The organism is Pseudomonas jinjuensis, assembly GCF_900103845.1.
Classification (GTDB): Bacteria; Pseudomonadota; Gammaproteobacteria; order Pseudomonadales; family Pseudomonadaceae; genus Pseudomonas; species Pseudomonas jinjuensis.
In genome coordinates, this window is sequence record NZ_FNIJ01000006.1 from 219,219 (window position 1) to 236,943 (window position 17,725).

Below are 17,725 nucleotides of genomic sequence, written 5' to 3' on the forward strand. Positions count from 1 at the left end.
GGCGATAGATACCCGGCCGCGTCGAAGGAGGCGCGTGTCAGCCGCGAACGATGCCGCGCTGGAACAGGGTCTCGATCACCTCTGGGGCGAGGCCGAGTTCTTCGAGCACCTCGCGGGTGCTTTCGCCCAGCGCCGGCGGCGGGCTGCGGTAGCTGGCGGGAGTGCGCGACAGCTTCACCGGCGAGGCGATGCCGCGGTAGTCGCCCATCTCCACCAGCAGTTGGCGATGGCGGGTGTGCGGGTGCTCGACCACGCGGTCCACCGTGGCGATGGCGCCGCAGGGCACGCCAAGGCGGATCAGCCGCTCGGCCAGCTCGCGGCCGTCGTGCGCCGCCAGGTGGGCCTCCAGCCCCTGCTTCAGCGCCTCGCGGTTGACCGAACGCTGGCCGTTGTCGGTGAAGCGCGGGTCCTCCAGCAGCTCGCCGGCGCCCAGGTATTCGCACAGCCTGGCGAACTGCCGGTCGTTGCCGACCGCGAGGAAGATCGGCTCGGTGCCGGTACGGTAGCTGTCGTACGGCGCGATGTTGGGATGGGCGTTGCCGGTGCGCTGCGGCGTGCGGCCGGAAGCGAAGTAGTTGGGCATGTGCGGATGCAGCAGGGAAATGCCGCAGTCGTACAGGGCGATGTCGACGGACTGTCCGCGTCCGCTGAGCTGGCGCTCGTTCAGCGCCAGCAGGATGCCGACCATCGCGTTCAGCCCGGTGACCATGTCGACGATCGGCAGGCCGATGCGCAGCGCCTCGCCCTGGGCCTCGCCGTTCACGCTCATCAGCCCGGCCATCGCCTGGATCGCCGCGTCGTAGCCGGGCAGCCCGCCGAGCGGACCATCGGCGCCGAAACCGGAAACCGCGCAGTGGATCAGCCGCGGGAAGCGCTTGCTCAGCACGTCCTGGTAGTCGATGCCCCAGCGCGCCAGGGTGCCCGGCTTGAAGTTCTCGAGCAGCACGTCGGCGCCTTCCAGCAGTTGCAGCAGCACCTCGATGCCTTCCGGTTTCGACAGGTCGACGGCGATGCCCTTCTTGTTGCGGTTGACACCGATGAAGTAGGACGCCGTGTCGCCTTCGAAGGGCGGCCCCCAGCCACGGGTTTCGTCGCCGCCGAGGGGTTCCAGCTTGATCACTTCGGCGCCGTGGTCGGCCAGCGCCTGGGAGCAGTACGGGCCGCCCAGGACGCGGCTCAGATCGATGATTTTCAGGCCACGCAGGGCACCGGTTGCATTGTTCATGGCAGCTCTCTGATTGTTATTGGTTGAGAGTGGTCAGGCCGGCAGCAGCTGCATGGCCTCGGCCTGCGACAGGCTCGCCTCGCCGACCACCTTGGCCAGCAGTTCCGCCTTGCCCGCCCAGTCCGCCAGGCGCAGCGGGTCGCGCGGCAGCAGCTTGTGTTCGAGGAGCAGGTGGGCCAGCGCCAGGCGGCGGTAGTCGGGCGCCTGGCGGCCAGCCTCCCAGGCCATGAAGATCGCCGTGCAGATGTGATAGAGCGCGCTGCCCGCCTGGCGGACCTGCTCGTCCAGGCGCTGTTCGGCCACTTCGCGCATGCAGTCCAGGGTGCGCTCCAGGACCGACTCGAAGAGCGCGCGGCTGCTCTGTGCCAGCCCGCTGTCATCCAGCAGTGCGCGCAGGTACTGCTGCAGGGGCTCCAGGGCCTGTTCGCGGGTGACCGCACGGGCGATGTCCAGCGCCACGATGTTGCTGGTGCCTTCCCAGATCGAGCCGAGGTGGGCATCGCGCACCAGGCGCGGATCGCTCCACTCCTCGATGTAGCCGACGCCGCCGCGCACCTCCATGGCGTCGCCGGTCACCCGGCGGGCGTCGCGGCAGGCGCGGAACTTGATCAGCGGGGTGAGGATGCGCACGCATTTCTGCGCCCCGGCATCGCCGCCGTCGGCGCGCGGCAGCAGCGTGGCGATCTGCATGAACATTGAACGCGCCTGTTCGGCGGGCAGCATCATCTTCAGCAACTGCTTCTGCATCAGCGGCATGTCGATCAGGTGCTTGCCGAAGGCGCGGCGGTTGCGCGAGATGAACAGCGCTTCGTTCAGCCCACGGCGCATCAGGCCGGCCGCACGCACGCCATTGGACAGGCGCGACATGTTGACCATGTCCGCCATCTGCTGGAAGCCGCGGCCGATCTCGCCGATCAGGTAGGCGGTGGCGCCTTCCAGGCAGATCTCGCCGCTGGCCATGGAGCGGCTGCCCAGCTTGTCCTTCAGGCGCAGGATGCGATAGGCGTTGCGCGAGCCGTCCGGGCGGATCTTCGGCAGGAGGAACAGGGTGACGCCCTTCATGCCTTCCGGCGCGCCTTCGGGGCGGGCCAGGACCATCGCCAGGTCGGCGTCCGGGTTGGAGCAGAACCACTTGTCGCCGTACAGCTTCCACTCGCCGTCCTCCAGCCGCGCACGGGTCCGGGTGCGGGCGACGTCGGAGCCGGCGGCCTGTTCGGTCATGAACATCGCGCCCTGGAACAGGCTGTCGAAGTCACGCGAGGCCAGCGACGGCAGGTAGCGCTCGACCAGTTCCGGCGAGCCATACTTGCGCAGGGTGCGAGTCAGCGAGTCGGTCATGCTGACCGGGCAGCAGAGGCCGAACTCGGCCTGCACGAACAGGTAGGTGAGCGCGTACTTCACCAGCGGCGGCGGGCCGTCCGGGCGGTGGCTCATGGACGCCAGGCCGAGCTCGGAGTAGGCCACGCGCTCCAGCGCGACGAAGTCCGGGTGCTTGTGGATGCTCTGCACATCCTCGCCGCGGCGGGTGCGGGCGGCCAGCACCGGCGGGTTCTTGTCCGCCGACAGCGCCAGCATGTCCAGTTCGTCCCCCGCCCGCGCGCCGAGCTGCTGGAGAACCGGCAGCCACTGGGCGAGCACATCGGGCTGCAGGTAGACATCGAGCAGCCGGCGCAGCCCCGGATCGCAGGAATACAGGTTCATCCCGCGGCTGTCCGGAATGTTCAGGTCGTCTACTGGAAGTACTTCGGGCATGGACGTCATGGCGTAGCTCCTACTTGTTTTACGCCGAGACTAGGGGAAGGTTTCGATAAGTATCCAATACAATAAAAATCACCTACGATAAAAAAAACAAATCGTAGAAATGCGTGCGCCCCCATGGACCTCAAGCAACTCCGCTACTTCATCGCCGTCGCCGAAGAGCTGCATTTCGGCCGCGCGGCGGCGCGCCTGTTCATCTCCCAGCCGGCGCTGAGCTTCGATATCAAGAAGCTGGAGGAGCAACTGGGTATCCAGTTGCTGGTGCGCAACAACAAGTCGGTGAAGCTGACCAACGCCGGCCAGGTGCTGCTGGAGGAAGCGCGCAACCTGCTGCTGCAGGCCGAGCAGGTGAAGCGCCTGACCCAGCTGTCCGCCCAGGGCACGGTCGGCCGGCTGCGCGTGGGGTTCGTCAATTCCATGCTCTACCGGGGACTGCCGAAGGCGGTGACCCGCTTCGAGCAAGAGCACCCCAACATGGAAGTGGTGCTGATGGAGATGAACACCTCGGAACAGGCGCTGGCGCTGCAGCGCGGGCAGATCGACATCGGCTTCGTGCACTGGAGCAAGCTGCCGCCGGAGATCGTCTCCGAATGCCTGATCGCCGACCCGTTCCTCTGCTGCCTGCCCCCGCAGCACCCGCTGGCCGGCGGCTCGCGGATCGACCTCGGCGAGCTCAGGGACGCGGACTTCATCCTCTTCCCGCGCAACGTGTCGCCGCACTACCACGACCTGATCATCGCCCGCTGCGTGGACGCCGGCTTCAGCCCGCACATCCGCCACGAGGCGCGGCTCTGGCAGACCATCGCCACTATGGTCAGCCTCGGCATGGGCGTCGCCCTGCTGCCGAAGACCCTGTGCCTGGCCTGGAAGGACCAGGTGAGTTGCCTGGAGATCGAGCAGCCGGGCGCGCTCTCCGAACTGCACGCGATTCTCTCCGCCAACGACGCGCCGCAGGCGGCGGAAAGCTTCCTCGCGGTGATGAAGACCTGCCTGGCCGCCCCGTAGAGCCCGCGCGGCCCGCGCCATACGGAATCGATTATCGAACAATAAGATTAAAAGATTATTTATTTCACCAGGTGCCGCATAGACTCCGCTCACCCCGGGGCAAAACCGACCGCACGCAAGACGGCGAAACCTGTCGTTTCGCTTCCCCCGCCGCACCCGAACGACGCGGCAAGGACCTGCGTATCTGCGGAAAACAAAAATAACCAGGACTTGCCCTATGCACAGCACAACGCCCCCGGACGACTCCGTCCTCCACAAGAAAGCCCGCAAGGCGGGTATCGCCTCCTTCATCGGCACCACCATCGAGTGGTACGACTTCTACATCTATGGCCTGGCCGCCGCGCTGGTATTCGGCAAGGTGTTCTTCCCCAGCGACATGGACCCGGGCCTGGCCACGCTGCTGTCCTTCGTCACGCTGTGGTCCGGCTTCATCGCCCGCCCGCTCGGCGGCATCATCTTCGGCCACCTCGGCGACAGGATCGGCCGCAAGAACACCCTGGTGATCACCCTGATCATGATGGGCATCGCCACCACCTGCATCGGCGTGCTGCCGGTCTATGCGGACATCGGCATATGGGCGCCGATCGCGCTGGTGCTGCTACGCATCATCCAGGGCATCGCGGTGGGCGGCGAATGGGGTGGCGCCATCCTGATCGCCAGCGAAAGCGCGCCCAAGGGCAAGGGCATCCTCTACGCCGCCTTCGCCCAGCAGGGCTCGCCCACCGGCAACCTGCTGGCGACCGTGGTGTTCTTCGCCCTCAGCAGCCTGCCGGCCTCCGAGTTCATCCTCTGGGGCTGGCGCATTCCCTTCCTGCTCTCGGCGGCCCTGGTCATCGTCGGCATGGTCATCCGTCTCCGCCTGGAAGAGTCGGAAGACATGAAGCGCCTGCTGCAACAGAAGAAGACCGTGAAGCTGCCGATCGCGGAGGTGCTGGGCAAGCACTGGCGGATCGTCCTGCTGGGCGCCGGCGTGCTGCCGATCATCCACGTCACCTACTTCAAGAGCACCTTCGCCCTGTCCTGGGCGACCAAGACGCTGGGCTACAGCCAGGGCACCTTCCTCAGCATCATCGTCATCGCCCTGGTGGTGCAGTTCATCAGCCAGCCGATCGGCGCGCTGCTCACCTCGCGGATCGACATGCGCAAGGCCGTGTGCCTGATGGTGCTGCCGGAGTTCATCCTGATGCCGGCGATGTTCTTCGCGGTGGAAACCAATATCTACTGGATCGCCGCCGTCGGCATGTGCCTGGCCACCGTGCCGCACGCGATGTTCTACGGCGCGGTGGGCGGCATCCTCGCCCGCGCCTTCCCCGCCCGCGTCCGCTATACCGGGCTGTCGCTGGCCTACCAGCTCTGCTCGCTGCTGATCGGCGGCGGCACGCCGGTGCTCGCCCAGTGGATTCTCAACAGCACCGGCAGCATCGTCGGCGTGGCCATCGCCTCGGCGATGTACGCGGTGGTTTCCCTGGCCTGCACCCTGGCCCTGCTCAGGCTCACCGGCTTCCGCGCCAGCGACCTGTCCACCGCCGAACAGGCCGACGCCGAGGAACTGCACGAGGAAAGGGCCGCGGCCGGCAAGCAGGAGCCAGCCGGCCAGCCGAGCGCGCAACGGGTTCTCGCCTGAGTTCGACGCACGGCACCGACGACGCCCTCTGCCGGAAACGGCAGAGGGCGTTTTTCATTCCCGCCTGTCGGCAGGCGGACGAGCGCATCGCTGCGTCAGGGTCCATGCTTGAGGCAGGAGGATTGCAGCCATGACCCTCAGCGTCTTCGACATGTTCAAGCCCGGCGTCGGGCCGTCCAGCTCGCATACCGTGGGACCGATGCGCGCCACCCGCGAGTTCGTCGAGCGCCTGCGCGGCGCCGGCCTGCTGCTGCGCGTGGCGCGGATCGCGGTGCACCTGTACGGTTCGCTCAGCGCCACCGGCAAGGGCCACGCCACCGACCGCGCCTGCCTGATCGGACTGCTCGGCATCGACCCGGCCGACGCCGATCCGGCCGCCCTGGCGCCGCTGGTGGATGCCATCTTCGCCGAACACCTGCTGACCCTCGACGGCGAGCACGTGATCGCCTTCGATCCGCAGCGTGACCTGCTGTTCCTCGACGACAGCCTGCCCTCGCACCCCAACGGCATGCACCTGCGCGCCATGGACGAGCGCGGCCGGCTGCTGGCCGAGCGGGTCTGCTACTCGGTGGGTGGCGGCTTCGTGGTCGACCAGGCCGACTTCAACACCGACCGCGCGCTGCCGGACAATCCCATGCCCTACCCCTTCCACAGCGCCGAGGAACTGCTGCGCCTGTGCCATGCACATGGCTTCCCGCGCATCAGCGACCTGATGTGGGCCAACGAGCGCGCCCTGCGCAGCGACGAGGAAATCCACGCCGGACTGGCGCACATCTGGGACGAAATGCAGGCCTGCGTGCGCCGCGGTCTGGAAACCGAAGGCACGCTGCCCGGCGGGCTGAAGGTGCGCCGCCGCGCGCCGATGCTCTACCGGCGGCTGAACGAGGCCGGCAGCGGCAACCTGATCGCCAGCACGCTGGGCGCCATGGACTGGGTCGACCTGTGGGCGCTGGCGGTGAACGAGGAAAACGCCGCCGGCGGCCGGGTGGTCACCGCGCCCACCAACGGCGCCGCCGGCATAGTCCCGGCGGTGCTGCACTACTACATGCGCTTCGAACCCAGGGCCAGCGCCGACGACGTCGAACGCTACCTGCTGACCGCTGCCGCCATCGGCATCCTGTGCAAGCTCAACGCCTCGATTTCCGGCGCGGAGGTGGGCTGCCAGGGCGAAGTCGGCTCGGCCTGCGCCATGGCCGCGGGCGGGCTGGCGGAAATCCTCGGCGGCAGCCTGGAACAGGTGGAGAACGCCGCCGAGATCGGCCTGGAACACAATCTCGGCCTGACCTGCGACCCGGTCGCTGGACTGGTCCAGGTGCCCTGCATCGAACGTAACGCCATGGCCTCGCTGAAGGCGATCAACGCCGCCCAGCTGGCCCTGCGCGGCGACGGCCAGCACCTGGTGTCGCTGGACAAGGCCATCGCCACCCTGCGCGACACCGGGCGGGACATGATGGACAAGTACAAGGAGACCTCGAAGGGCGGGCTGGCGGTGAATGTGATCGCCTGTTAGTCCGGCTGAATGCGGGTTCGCGAGCAAGCTCGCTCCTACAGGCCTGGCCTTGGCGTGCTCCTCGTAGGAGCGAGCTTGCTCGCGAACAGCCCAAGTGCGAATGCCACTGTTCTTGCACGGCCCGAAACAAGCTTTCTCAGCCTCGGAGAAAATCCTTAGCCAGCTTCCTTTTTCCATCGCCTCGGGCTACCGTCGATGCCCGCCAGAACTAGAAAGACTTCCGAAAGTCCGCTCCATTGACCCTTGCCCAGGCAGGTTCGCGCGATGCCGGCCATGCTCTGTGGCGGTCCTTTCGGCCAACCTGACCGTGATGAAAGTCCGACGACTGGAGATTCCATGAACCTGTCGCTGCTCAGCCGCTATGCCTTTTTCGCCGTTTGCGTTCTCTTCACCGTGCTCAGCCTGCCCTTTCTCGGGCATCTGTGGCCGTTCACGCTCGTCACCTTCGCATTGAGCCTGCTGGGCATCCTCGACCTGCGCCAGGAGCGTCACGCGGTACGCCGCAACTATCCGATCCTGGGCAACATCCGCTACCTGGTCGAAGGCATCCGCCCGGAAATCCGCCAGTACCTGCTCGAAGGCGACAACGAGGCCCTGCCGTTCTCCCGCGCCCAGCGCGCGCTGGTGTATTCGCGCGCCAAGAACGAAACCGCGGACAAGCCCTTCGGCACGCTGATCGACGTCTACCAGTCCGGCTTCGAGTTCATCGCCCACTCCATCCGCCCGGTTCCGGTGGCCGATCCCTGCACCTTCCGCGTCGACGTCGGCGGCCCCGAGTGCAAGCAGCCGTACTCCATCTCGGTGTTCAATATCTCGGCGATGAGCTTCGGCTCGCTTAGCGCCAACGCCATCCGCGCGCTGAACAAGGGGGCGAAGATGGGCAACTTCGCCCACGACACCGGCGAAGGCAGCATCAGCCCCTATCACCGCGAGAACGGCGGCGACCTGACCTGGGAGCTGGGCAGCGGCTACTTCGGCTGCCGCACCCCCGACGGCAGACTCGATCCGCAGCGCTTCGCCAGGCAGGCCGCCGACCCGCAGGTGAAGATGATCGAGATCAAGCTCAGCCAGGGCGCCAAGCCCGGTCACGGCGGCATCCTGCCCAGGCACAAGGTCACCGCCGAGATCGCCTCCACCCGCGGCGTGCCCATGGGCGAGGACTGCATCTCGCCGTCCTGCCACAGCGAATTCAGCACTCCGCTGGAACTGCTGCAGTTCATCGTCCGCCTGCGCGAGCTGTCCGCCGGCAAGCCGGTCGGCTTCAAGCTGTGCATCGGTCATCCGTGGGAGTTCATGGGTATCGCCAAGGCCATGCACGAGACCGGCATCCTCCCCGACTTCATCGTCGTCGACGGCAAGGAAGGCGGCACCGGCGCGGCGCCGCTGGAGTTCACCGACCACATGGGCCTGCCGATGCGCGAGGGCCTGCTGTTCGTGCACAACACCCTGGTCGGCCTGAACCTGCGCGACAAGATCCGCATCGGCGCCAGCGGCAAGATCGTCAGCGCCTTCGACATCGCCAGCGTGCTGGCCATGGGCGCCGACTGGGCCAACGCCGCGCGCGGTTTCATGTTCGCCATCGGCTGCATCCAGTCGCAGTCCTGCCACACCAACAAGTGCCCCACCGGAGTCGCCACCCAGGACCCGCTGCGCCAGCGCGCGCTGGTGGTGCCGGACAAGGCCCAGCGGGTCTACAACTTCCACCGCAACACCCTCAAGGGCCTGGCCGAGATGATCGCCGCCGCCGGCCTGCGCCACCCCTCGGAACTGCAAGCCAAACACCTGGTACGTCGCGTGTCGTCCAGCGAAATCCGCCTGTTCTCGCACCTGCACTACTTCCTCAAACCCGGCGAGCTGCTCTCGGGCAACATCGAGGGCGAGTTCTACGAACGCATGTGGCGCATGGCGCGCAGCGACAGCTTCGATTCGGCAGCTGGATAGGCGTCGAGGGCCAGCTCCGGTTCGTCACATCCCGCTGGAACACCGGAGCGGAGCTGGGGGAATGATCAGACGTGGAGATAGAACAGCTTGTTGATGACCCGCCACTGGCGATCGATCTTCAGTAGCGACAGGTAGTCGGTGAAACGCAGGCCGAGGAAATCATCGACCACCTTCGCCGTCGCGCAGTCTCCAGTGACGTCCAGCTCCCTGATCTCCCAGAACGGCCGCGTATCGCTGGCCGGCGGGTCTTCGGCCTTGATCTCGCCGATGAACTCATCCAGCGTCATCCACTCCAGGCTGCCGTGGAAATGCCCGACAATCCGGCATGCGGGATGGAACGCCTGCCGCAGTCGGGACTCGTCGGCGAAGACCATGCCTTCGACATAGTCCTCGATGACCCGGCTGATGGCGGCGCTATCGGCCGATTGGCTGTCCATCGTTCCACCCTCCTCGCACGGGCCGCGCGGCGCATGCCCCAAGGAGCAAGGCTAGCACCGCATCCGCCGGTCAGGCCGGCGCGCGACAGCCGGAGAGACTCAGACCACCGCCAGCGGCTGCCGGCGCCTGGGCGGCGGGAAGGCCGCGTCGAGTTGCTCCAGGTCGTCGGCTGTCAGGCGCAGGTCCAGGGCGGCGGCGTTGTCCCGGATGTGCAGAGGGTCGACCGCCTTGGGGATGGCGATCACGCCGGGGTGGTGGATCAGCCAGGCCAGGGCGATGCGCGCCGGGGTGGCGTCGTGGCGGGCAGCGAGCTCGGCGAGGACGGGATGGCGCAGCAGGCGGCCGCCCTGGCCGACCGGGCAGTAGGCCATCAGCGGCATGCGCTGTTGCTGGCACCAGGGCAGCAGATCCCACTCGACACCGCGCTCCTCCAGGCTGTACTGCACCTGGTTGCTGGCGCAGGCCGGCTGGTCCAGTTCGCGCATGTCGTCGAGGTCGAAGTTGGACACGCCCCAGCGGCGGATCCGGCCCGCCTCGCGCAGGCGCTCGAAGGCTTCCACGGTTTCCTCCAGCGGATACTCGCCGCGCCAGTGCAGCAGGTAGAGGTCCAGGCAGTCCGTGCCCAGGCGCCGCAGGCTGCGTTCGCAGGCATCCGCCACGCCCTTGCGGCTGGCGTTGTGCGGATAGACCTTGCTGACCAGGAAGACCCTGTCGCGCTGCCCGGCGATGGCTTCCCCCACCACTTCCTCGGCGCCGCCCTCGCCGTACATTTCCGCCGTGTCGATCAGCGTCAGCCCGCGCTCGATGCCCTCGCGCAGGGCGGCCACCTCGCGCCGGCGCTCGCGGGCGTTCTCGCCCATCCGCCAGGTGCCCTGCCCCAGGACAGGTACGCGGGTGCCGTCGGCGAATACCACAGTGTTCATCGGTTGCTCCTTCGCTGCGTTTCAATGCCAGGGATCGTAGGTCCCGAAGCTCCAGACATGGCCTTCGATGTCGCGGCAGGTGAAGCCCTGGCCGCCGTAGTCCTCGTCCTTGATGTCGATGACGATCTCCGCCCCGCCGTCCAGCGCCCGGCGGTACAGCGCCTCGGCATCGTCCACCCGCATGTAGATGCTCTGCGTGCAGCCGCCGGCCTCGCCCGGCTGGCGCATCAGGCGGCCGTAGGCGTTGTCGCGCTGCGAACCGAGCATGAGCATGCCGCTGCCGTCGGGCAGGCAGAGCTGGGCGTGGGCGATGCGCCCCTGTTCGTCGTCCACCACCAGATGGCGCTGGAAGCCGAAGGTGGAGCACAGCCACTCGATGGCCGCCGGCGCGTCGCGGTAGCGCAGGCAGGGAATGACGGAGGGACGTGGAGGATGGTTCATGGCGGGCTCCGGTCGACTGCTGGGACACGTCCACCAGCATAGACGGCGGGGTTCGGCGGAACGCTCCGAGGCCGGACGCGGGGGCGTGAAAACGAGCTACTGCAGGAGCGCGCCATGCGCGCGACGCCCTGGCTGGTCGCGGGCACGGGACGCTCCTGCGTCCGCCGCGAGACAAACGGCGGATGACGCTGGCGCGTCATGCGCCCTACAGGTCGGCTCTGTGTAATGCGACCCCTTGTAGGAGCAACTGTCTTACATCGTCTTGATGCTTCCCCCTCACCCTAACCCTCTCCCTCAGGGAGAGGGGACCGTTCGGAGTCGCCGGGTGGCACGGCATTCACCCCGACGCCAATCTGCCCCCTCTCCCTCTGGAGCGGGGCGCGCAGCCAGGGCTGGGGTGAGGGAGCCACAACACCAGACTTTCCCGTAGGAGCAACTGTCTTGGTATCTCAGTGCATTCTGTTCGCGAGCAAGGACTGGGCGTCCCCCTCGGTCCTACGAAGAGCGGGAACGTACCTGTAGCAGCGAGCTTGCTCGCGAATCCTGTGTAGGAGCGGGCCATGCCCGCGAACAATAAAAAAGGGCCTCTGATCAGAGGCCCTTTTCTTCACGCACCTGCCTGGATCAGGCGGTACGGGCTGCCGCACCGGCCTGCTCGTTCTTCGGAGCGAGGTTCAGCGCGTAATACAGCACCACCAGCAGCACCAGGAACGCCGGGCCGATGTACAGGGCGATGCGGGTTTCCTCGAAGTACGCCATCAGCGCCACCACCAGGACCAGGAAGGCCATGGCCAGGTAGGAGCTGAGCGGGTACAGCCACATCCTGTACTGCAGCTTGCCGACTTCGGCCTGGCTCAGGCCGCGGCGGAACTTCAGCTGGGCGAGCAGGATCATGGCCCAGGTCCAGATCGCGCCGAAGGTGGCGATGGAGGTCACCCAGGTGAACACCTTCTCCGGCACCAGGTAGTTCAGCACCACGCCGCCGAGCAGGGCGACGATGGACAGGATCAGCGCGTTGCGCGGTACGCCGTTCTTCGAGGTCTTTGCAAAGGCCTTCGGCGCCTGGCCGTGCTGGGCGAGGCTGTAGAGCATGCGGCCGGTGCTGAAGATGCCGCCGTTGCAGGACGACAGCGCAGCGGTGATCACCACGAAGTTGATGATGCCGGCGGCGGTCTTGATGCCCATGCGCTCGAAGGTCATCACGAACGGGCTGCCCTGGCTGCCGATCTCGTTCCACGGGTAGATCGACATGATCACGAACAGCGCGCCGACGTAGAACAGCAGGATGCGCCAGAACACCGAGTTGATCGCGCCCGGGATGGTCTTCTGCGGGTTCTTCGCTTCGCCGGCGGTGAGGCCGATCATTTCCACGCCGAGGTAGGCGAACATCACCATCTGCAGCGACATCAGCACGCCGCTGATGCCATGCGGCATGAAGCCGCCGTTGCTCCACAGGTTGGCGATGCCGGTGGCGACGCCGTCGTTGCCGAAGCCGAAGACGATCATGCCGAGGCCGACCACGACCATCGCGACGATGGTGACGATCTTGATCAGGGCGAACCAGAACTCGAACTCGCCGAAGGCGCGCACGGTGATCAGGTTGATCGCGCCCATGCTGCTCAGCGCGGCCAGCGCCCAGATCCAGCGCGGTACGTCAGGGAACCAGATGCCCATGTAGATGGCGACGGCGGTGATTTCCGCGACGCAGGTCACCAGCCAGAGGAACCAGTAGTTCCAGCCGGTCAGGTAGCCGGCCAGCGGGCCGAGGTAGTCCTGGGCGTAGCGGCTGAAGGAGCCGGCTACCGGGTTGTGCACCGCCATCTCGCCGAGGGCGCGCATGATCACGAGGATGGCGAGACCGCCGATGATGTAGGACAGCATGATGGCCGGGCCGGCCATCTGGATGGCCTTCGCCGAACCGAGGAACAGGCCGACGCCGATGCAGGCGCCAAGGGCCATGAGTCGGATGTGCCGCTCGTTGAGATCCCGTGAAAGATCGTTGGACGACATGAATACAACCTCAATTTTGTTTTTGGGGTGTCAGCAGCGGACTCATACGTGCCGTCGGGATAGGGAAAACGCAAAAGCTCCGCCACCGCGCCAGGGCACGGAGCTGGAGTTCGTCTGGGATTCCATGACGGCACACCGCAAGAGGCTGCCCGCTCTTGTGGAGCGGGCGTGGGCATCGCAGGAGTGACCACGCTGAGGTCGGGGCGGAGCTTACACAAGTCTCCCCGGGGCGTCATGCCCGGGACGGACAGCCATGCGACTAAAGGTGTAGTCCGTTCGTCAGGCCCGCTCGCTGAGCGCCAGGCGCAGGCCAAGGGCGAGCAGGATCGAACCGAGCGTGCGGTCCAGCCACAGGCTGATGGCGCGTCTGCTGCGGATCAGCTCGGTGGCGCGGGCGGCCAGCAGCACCAGCAGCACCTCGACCAGGATCGCCACGACTATGACCAGCACGCCCAGGCCGAGCAGTTGCAGCGCCACGGCGCCGTGCTCGGGGCGGACGAATTGCGGCAGGAAGGCCATGAAGAAGATCGCCACCTTGGGATTCAGCACGTCGATCAGCACGCCCTGGCGGTAGGCGGCCCAGGCGGAGACCGGCTGTGCGTCGCCGAGCCGGGCGTCGAAGCTGCTGCCGGCGTGGCGCAGCGCCTGGATGCCGAGATAGAGCAGATAGGCCGCACCGACGTACTTCACCAGCGAGAAGGCCAGCGCCGAGGTGGCGAGGATCGCCGACAGGCCGAGGGACGAGGCGACCACGTGGACCATCGCGCCGCTGCACACGCCCAGCGACGAAGCCAGGCCGATACGCCGGCCGCCGACGACGCTGCGCGACAGCACGTAGATCAGGTCCGGTCCGGGCGCGAGGTTGAGCGCCAGCACCGCGGAGAAGAACAGCAGCCAGTAGCTGAGATCGGTCATGACGGCCCTCCCCGCCGGGATTCCGGCGACGACTGGAAGGGGCAGTCTGCCAGCATGACTCCGGGGTCGCCACACCCGCTCGACCACTGGCCGGCCAGGACGCGGATTCAGCCTTCCGTCGGCTGGCTCAGGATGCGCGTTTCGGCGCGGCCAGGCCCCTGGGCGCCGGCGACGGCGGGATCGGCTGGCGGCAGCCGGCATCCCTGAACGGACCGGCGACCCTCTCCCAGCCCGCACCCGGCGAGGTCTGGCTGCAGACCCGCGCACCATCGACCCGGCTCTGCCAGGCGTAGAACGGCATCGGAGCTGCACTAACGCCCCATGCCAGGGTCGATAAAAGGAGGAACAGGACGAGACGCATGGCAAAAAGCCTTTATGACAGACCGTTCATTGCACCTTCCGTGCCGCGAAAAATCAATCCGCGGAGGCACGCAGATTCTCATCCACCAACTACGCTAGGAATTAGGAAAGCCCTGTAAATCAGGGCTTTCACGGCACCGGGAGCGTGCCGTTCCATGTGGGCGCAGTCCACTTACTCAGGCTTTCTCGAGCATGGGCAGGTAGTAGCAGATGAACAGGTCGTCGCAATCCGGTACGCAGAACCCTGCAGGGCAACCGGGCGGCCCGGAGCCGGAATTCACTCCGAAAAAGCCTCGCATTCACCACCATCGTTTCCTCATCCTGTTCCTTTTCCTCCTGCCCCTGCTGGCGGCCATCGGGGCGGCCCTGCTGTACGAGGCGCGCACCTCGAAGCTGCAGGCCCGCGAGCTGTCGAACTACGCCCGCAGCCTGACGTGGGAGCTCGCCCAGGGGCCGACCAGCCAGGTGGTCTATCCGCAGCAGGGGCCCTACGACCGCCGTCTGGGCTACCAGCAACTGCCGACCTTCCTGGAGCACCTGCACCAGCGTGATTTCGTCACCCTGAGCCAGGTGCGCTTCTCCGAGCCGCTCATGCAATACAGCGGCCACGGCCTCTTCCCGCCCTATCCGGAAAAATCCCAGGCCGGCGTGGACGTCTACGACTGCCGGGGCCTGCCGATCTACAACTTCCGCTATCCGCAGAAGCTCTACGCCAGCTTCGACAGCATCTCCCCGCTGATCGTGAAGAGCCTGCTGTTCATCGAGAACCGCCACCTGCTGGACAACAGCACCCCCTACCACAACCCGGCCATCGACTGGAGCCGCTTCACCCAGGCGTCCATCGCCCACATCGGCAAGATGGTCGGTTTCGACGGCCATGCCCCGGGCGGCAGCACCCTGGCGACGCAGATCGAGAAGTACCGCCACTCGGCCGACGGACGGACCAACTCGATCACCGACAAGCTGCGGCAGATGGCCTCGGCCAGCGTGCGCAGCTACATGAATGGCGCGGAGAACATCGAGGCGCGGAAGAACATCGTCCTCACCTACCTCAACTCGGTGCCGCTGTCCGCCCAGCCCGGCTACGGCGAAGTCAGCGGCCTGCCCGACGGCCTGTGGATCTGGTACGACGCCGACTATCAGCGCGTCAACCAGCTGCTCAGCGCCCCGCCCGCCTCCGGCGCCAGGCTGGAAGAACAGGGCCAGGCGCTGCGCCAGGTGGTATCGCTGATGATCGCCCACCGCCGCCCGTCCTATTACCTGGCGCGCGGACGCGCCCAGCTCTCCAGCATGACCGACAGCTACCTGCGCCTGCTGGCCCAGGCCGACATCATCAGCGCGCCGCTGCGCGATGCCGCCCTCGAAGCCCAGCTGCGTTTCCGCGACCCGAAGCACGAGCCGACCGTGCAGCCGCTGGAGTCGAACAAGGGCGTGACCCTGGCGCGCACCCGCCTGGCCGGGATGCTCAGCGTGCCGCTGTACGACCTCGACCGCCTCGACCTGACCTTCACCACCACCCTGCAGCAGGACCTGCAGAACCAGGTCACCACCTACCTGAAGCGGCTCGCCGACCCGGCCTTCGCCGAGGAAATCGGCCTGTTCGGCGAACGCCTGCTGTCCGAGGACAAGACCCGGGACGTGCGCTACAGCTTCACCCTGTTCGAACGCACCCCCAGCGGCAACCGCGTGCGGGTGCAGACCGACAACACCGACCAGCCGTTCGACATCAACGAAGGCAGCAAGCTGGAACTGGGCTCCACCGCCAAGCTGCGGGTGCTGGCCAGCTACCTGGAGACCGTCGCCGCGCTGCATCGCGAATATTCGTACCTGTCTCCCGCCGAGCTGAAGACCGTCAAGGTCGTGCCGCTGGACTTCATCGGCAAATGGGCCGTCGAGTACCTCATGACGGCGAAGGACCGCAGCCTGCAGCCGATGCTCGAGGCGGCGCTGCAGCGCAAGTACTCGGCGAGCCCGTACGAGAGCTTCTTCACCGGCGGCGGCATCCACACCTTCAGCAACTTCCGCAAGGAGGACAACGGCCGCATTCCGACCATCCAGGACGCCCTGCGCGAATCGATCAACCTGCCCTTCGTGCGTCTGCTGCGTGACCTGATCCGCCACAAGATCTACAGCGACCCCGGCAGCAGGATATCGGTGCTGGCCGACGACAAGGATCCGCGCCGCCAGGAATACCTCGACCGCTTCGTCGACAAGGAAAGCCAGGTCTACCTGCGGCGCTTCTGGCAGAAATACCGCGGCAAGGACACCGAACAGCGCCTGGAAACCTTCCTCGACGGCCTGCGCCCCTGGCCGGTGCGGCTGGCCGCGATCCACCGCTACCTGCAGCCGCAGGCGGACCTCGCGACCTTCAGCGAATTCGTCCAGGCCCGCCTGAAACAGGGCAAGTACGTGGGTGAAAAGGTCACCGAGAAGCGCATGGCCGATCTCTACAAGCGCTACGGTCCGGGCGCCTACGACCTCAACGACCAGGGCTACATCGCCCGCGTGCACCCGCTGGAACTCTGGCTGCTCAGCTACCTGCAGAAGCAGCCGCAGGCCACCTTCGCCGACGCCGTGGCCGCCAGCACCGCCGAGCGCAAGCAGGTCTACCGCTGGCTGTACAAGTCGCGGCACAAGTACGCCCGCGACAAGCGCATCCGCATCATGCTGGAAGTGGAAGCCTTCCTCGACCTGCACCAGCAGTGGAAACAGTTCGGTTTCCCGTTCGACCATCTGGTGCCGTCGCTCGCCACCGCGCTGGGCAGCTCCGGCGACCGGCCGGCGGCTCTGGCCGAGCTGATGGGCATCATCCTCAACGATGGCGTGCGCCTGCCGACGCTGCGCATCGACGGCCTGCATTTCGCCGCGAACACCCCCTACGAGACCGTCCTCGGCCCGGAAGCCGGCAGCGGCCGCCAGGTGATGACCCCGGAAGTCGCCAGGGCACTGCGCATGGCGCTTTCGCAGGTGGTCGAAGGCGGCACCGCGCGGCGCCTGCAGGGCAGCTTCCACCTGGCCGACGGCACCACGGTGGTGATGGGCGGCAAGACCGGCACCGGCGACAACCGCATCGAAACCGTGACCCGCAGCGGCTGGGTGAAGAGTTCCAAGGCGATGAACCGCACGGCGACCTTCGTCTTCTACCTCGGCCCGCGCCACTTCGGCACCCTCACCGCCTACGTGGCCGGCAGCGCGGCGGACAAGTTCAAGTTCACCTCGGCGCTGCCGGTGCAGGTGCTCAAGGGCATGGCGCCGATGCTGCAGGGCTACCTGGAACCGGGCACCGCCACCGGCTGCCAGACGCCCCTGGCGACGCAGAAGGTCAGTTGGCGCTAGCCCTTGCGGCGCGCCAACTGGATGTAGAGAGCCTCGACCTTCTCCCGCGCCCAGGGCGTACGGCGCAGGAAAGTGAGGCTGGACTTGATGCTCGGATCATTCCTGAAGCAACGGATGTCGATGCGCTGGGCGAGCCCGTCCCAGCCATAGGCGGCTACCAATTGATTGAGAATGGCTTCCAGGGTGACGCCATGCAGGGGGTTCTTCGGCTGGTCGCTCATCGGCAGGTCTTCCGGGGA

At 66.8% G+C, this 17,725-nt stretch carries 14 protein-coding genes; 5 read left to right on the forward strand and 9 right to left on the reverse strand.

The genetic code is table 11. From position 1 onward, the window contains the following. Positions 1-37 precede the first annotated feature (37 nt). Together BLR75_RS10710 and BLR75_RS10715 are read right to left on the reverse strand one after the other, a co-directional pair. Positions 38-1,225, reverse strand: a complete 1,188-nt coding sequence (locus BLR75_RS10710) for a CaiB/BaiF CoA transferase family protein (protein WP_084310930.1) — start codon at positions 1,223-1,225, stop codon at positions 38-40. Positions 1,226-1,258: 33 nt separating this feature from the next. After that, the gene (locus BLR75_RS10715; RefSeq protein WP_084310932.1) at positions 1,259-2,986 is read right to left on the reverse strand and encodes an acyl-CoA dehydrogenase family protein; all 1,728 of its coding nucleotides are present in this window, start codon (positions 2,984-2,986) and stop codon (positions 1,259-1,261) included. 114 nt (positions 2,987-3,100) lie between these two features. On the opposite strand from BLR75_RS10715, the gene BLR75_RS10720 reads away from it, so the two are divergent. From BLR75_RS10720 to BLR75_RS10735, 4 genes are all read left to right on the forward strand, one after another. Then, entirely contained in the window at positions 3,101-3,988 is an 888-nt protein-coding gene (locus BLR75_RS10720) for a LysR family transcriptional regulator (protein ID WP_084310933.1), read from the forward strand. 217 nt (positions 3,989-4,205) lie between these two features. Then, positions 4,206-5,612 (forward strand): MFS transporter, encoded by a 1,407-nt coding sequence (locus BLR75_RS10725; protein ID WP_084310935.1) that lies wholly within the window; start codon positions 4,206-4,208, stop codon positions 5,610-5,612. Positions 5,613-5,742: 130 nt separating this feature from the next. Then, positions 5,743-7,122: an L-serine ammonia-lyase gene (locus BLR75_RS10730; protein WP_084314808.1), complete on the forward strand. Its 1,380-nt coding sequence runs from the start codon at positions 5,743-5,745 to the stop codon at positions 7,120-7,122. Positions 7,123-7,458: 336 nt separating this feature from the next. Next, on the forward strand, positions 7,459-9,063 hold the full coding sequence (locus tag BLR75_RS10735; RefSeq protein ID WP_084314807.1) for an FMN-binding glutamate synthase family protein: 1,605 nt from the start codon (positions 7,459-7,461) through the stop codon (positions 9,061-9,063). A 65-nt stretch (positions 9,064-9,128) separates the two neighbouring features. Here BLR75_RS10735 and BLR75_RS10740 read toward each other — a convergent pair whose 3' ends face one another. The 6 genes from BLR75_RS10740 to BLR75_RS10765 all read right to left on the reverse strand — a co-directional run bounded on the left by BLR75_RS10740 (position 9,129) and on the right by BLR75_RS10765 (position 14,091). Next, on the reverse strand, positions 9,129-9,500 hold the full coding sequence (locus BLR75_RS10740; RefSeq protein ID WP_084314806.1) for a nuclear transport factor 2 family protein: 372 nt from the start codon (positions 9,498-9,500) through the stop codon (positions 9,129-9,131). A 99-nt stretch (positions 9,501-9,599) separates the two neighbouring features. Continuing rightward, entirely contained in the window at positions 9,600-10,424 is an 825-nt protein-coding gene (locus BLR75_RS10745) for an aldo/keto reductase (RefSeq protein WP_084314805.1), read from the reverse strand. Positions 10,425-10,445: 21 nt separating this feature from the next. Beyond that, complete coding sequence (locus BLR75_RS10750; RefSeq protein ID WP_084314804.1) at positions 10,446-10,865, reverse strand: VOC family protein; 420 nt, start codon at positions 10,863-10,865, stop codon at positions 10,446-10,448. Between the two features lie 624 nt (positions 10,866-11,489). Next, positions 11,490-12,875: an amino acid permease gene (locus tag BLR75_RS10755; RefSeq protein WP_084314803.1), complete on the reverse strand. Its 1,386-nt coding sequence runs from the start codon at positions 12,873-12,875 to the stop codon at positions 11,490-11,492. A 279-nt stretch (positions 12,876-13,154) separates the two neighbouring features. Then, positions 13,155-13,790 (reverse strand): LysE family translocator, encoded by a 636-nt coding sequence (locus BLR75_RS10760; RefSeq protein WP_084314802.1) that lies wholly within the window; start codon positions 13,788-13,790, stop codon positions 13,155-13,157. Between the two features lie 127 nt (positions 13,791-13,917). Next, positions 13,918-14,091, reverse strand: a complete 174-nt coding sequence (locus BLR75_RS10765; RefSeq protein WP_342741693.1) for a hypothetical protein — start codon at positions 14,089-14,091, stop codon at positions 13,918-13,920. Positions 14,092-14,360: 269 nt separating this feature from the next. Here BLR75_RS10765 and BLR75_RS10770 point away from each other — a divergent pair, with 269 nt between their 5' ends. Further along, the gene (locus BLR75_RS10770; RefSeq protein ID WP_084314800.1) at positions 14,361-17,486 is read left to right on the forward strand and encodes a transglycosylase domain-containing protein; all 3,126 of its coding nucleotides are present in this window, start codon (positions 14,361-14,363) and stop codon (positions 17,484-17,486) included. Here BLR75_RS10770 and BLR75_RS10775 read toward each other — a convergent pair. Continuing rightward, the gene (locus BLR75_RS10775) at positions 17,483-17,707 is read right to left on the reverse strand and encodes a VF530 family protein (protein WP_084314799.1); all 225 of its coding nucleotides are present in this window, start codon (positions 17,705-17,707) and stop codon (positions 17,483-17,485) included. The genes BLR75_RS10770 and BLR75_RS10775 overlap by 4 nt on opposite strands. Positions 17,708-17,725 lie beyond the last annotated feature (18 nt).

Excerpts from the sequence above, each read along its gene's own strand:
- BLR75_RS10710 (WP_084310930.1), bottom strand. The coding sequence starts at position 1,225 with ATGAACAATGCAACCGGTGCCCTGCGTGGCCTGAAAATCATCGATCTG.
- BLR75_RS10715 (WP_084310932.1), bottom strand. The coding sequence starts at position 2,986 with ATGACGTCCATGCCCGAAGTACTTCCAGTAGACGACCTGAACATTCCG.
- BLR75_RS10720 (WP_084310933.1), top strand. The coding sequence starts at position 3,101 with ATGGACCTCAAGCAACTCCGCTACTTCATCGCCGTCGCCGAAGAGCTG.
- BLR75_RS10725 (WP_084310935.1), top strand. The coding sequence starts at position 4,206 with ATGCACAGCACAACGCCCCCGGACGACTCCGTCCTCCACAAGAAAGCC.
- BLR75_RS10730 (WP_084314808.1), top strand. The coding sequence starts at position 5,743 with ATGACCCTCAGCGTCTTCGACATGTTCAAGCCCGGCGTCGGGCCGTCC.
- BLR75_RS10735 (WP_084314807.1), top strand. The coding sequence starts at position 7,459 with ATGAACCTGTCGCTGCTCAGCCGCTATGCCTTTTTCGCCGTTTGCGTT.
- BLR75_RS10740 (WP_084314806.1), bottom strand. The coding sequence starts at position 9,500 with ATGGACAGCCAATCGGCCGATAGCGCCGCCATCAGCCGGGTCATCGAG.
- BLR75_RS10745 (WP_084314805.1), bottom strand. The coding sequence starts at position 10,424 with ATGAACACTGTGGTATTCGCCGACGGCACCCGCGTACCTGTCCTGGGG.
- BLR75_RS10750 (WP_084314804.1), bottom strand. The coding sequence starts at position 10,865 with ATGAACCATCCTCCACGTCCCTCCGTCATTCCCTGCCTGCGCTACCGC.
- BLR75_RS10755 (WP_084314803.1), bottom strand. The coding sequence starts at position 12,875 with ATGTCGTCCAACGATCTTTCACGGGATCTCAACGAGCGGCACATCCGA.
- BLR75_RS10760 (WP_084314802.1), bottom strand. The coding sequence starts at position 13,790 with ATGACCGATCTCAGCTACTGGCTGCTGTTCTTCTCCGCGGTGCTGGCG.
- BLR75_RS10765 (WP_342741693.1), bottom strand. The coding sequence starts at position 14,091 with ATGCCGTTCTACGCCTGGCAGAGCCGGGTCGATGGTGCGCGGGTCTGC.
- BLR75_RS10770 (WP_084314800.1), top strand. The coding sequence starts at position 14,361 with ATGAACAGGTCGTCGCAATCCGGTACGCAGAACCCTGCAGGGCAACCG.
- BLR75_RS10775 (WP_084314799.1), bottom strand. The coding sequence starts at position 17,707 with ATGAGCGACCAGCCGAAGAACCCCCTGCATGGCGTCACCCTGGAAGCC.